This is a genomic window from Bacillus sp. LR--39, assembly GCF_053613335.1.
Window position 1 is genome coordinate 1 of the sequence record NZ_JBSIOT010000580.1, and the last position, 854, is coordinate 854.

Annotated in this window: 1 protein-coding gene; it reads left to right on the forward strand. The window is 44.7% G+C overall.

Annotation, left to right across the window (positions count from 1 at the left end; genetic code table 11):
- Positions 1–124: 124 nt before the first annotated feature.
- Positions 125–811, forward strand: coding sequence for a heptaprenylglyceryl phosphate synthase (locus ACWHAR_RS25055; RefSeq protein WP_014479073.1), 687 nt, complete (start codon positions 125–127; stop codon positions 809–811).
- The last annotated feature ends 43 nt before the right edge of the window (positions 812–854 follow it).

The following is an 854-nucleotide window of genomic DNA, read 5'->3' on the forward strand; positions in this document are numbered from 1 at the left end:
TGAAAATAGAATCAAAACACCTTTTTCAGTGAATAACGAGATTAACGGCTTTTTCCGTTTTTCCGCGCTATGTGAATTTGTTATAATGTTTAAATGGTAACAAACGAATGGAGGAACGTATGACGTGTACGATGTAACGGAGTGGAAGCATGTCTTTAAACTCGATCCAAATAAAGATTTGCCTGACGAACAGCTGGAGATTCTTTGCGAATCAGGAACGGATGCGGTCATTATCGGAGGCAGTGATGGTGTAACAGAGGATAATGTCCTGCGGATGATGTCTAAGGTAAGACGGTTTTTGGTGCCGTGTGTCCTTGAGGTATCAGCGATTGAAGCGATCGTTCCCGGCTTTGACTTATATTTTATTCCGAGTGTATTAAACAGCAAAAACGCGGATTGGATTGTCGGAATGCACCAGAAAGCCATGAAGGAATACGGAGAACTGATGTCTATGGAAGAAATCGTGGCGGAGGGCTACTGCATCGCAAATCCAGATTGCAAAGCCGCGGCACTGACTGAAGCGGACGCCGATCTGAATATGGATGATATTGTCGCCTATGCGCGTGTGTCGGAGCTGCTGCAACTGCCGATTTTTTATTTAGAATACAGCGGCATGCTTGGAGACATAGAAGCTGTCAAGAAAACGAAGGCTGTATTGGAAACGTCAACCTTGTTTTATGGCGGCGGCATCAAGGATGCGGAAACGGCCAAGCAATACGCAGAGCATGCGGACGTGATCGTTGTAGGCAATGCGGTGTATGAAGATTTTGACAGGGCTTTGAAAACAGTAGCGGCTGTGAAAGGCGAGTAGTAAATTGTACGGATTTGGTTTATGATAGAACATATGTTTTGTA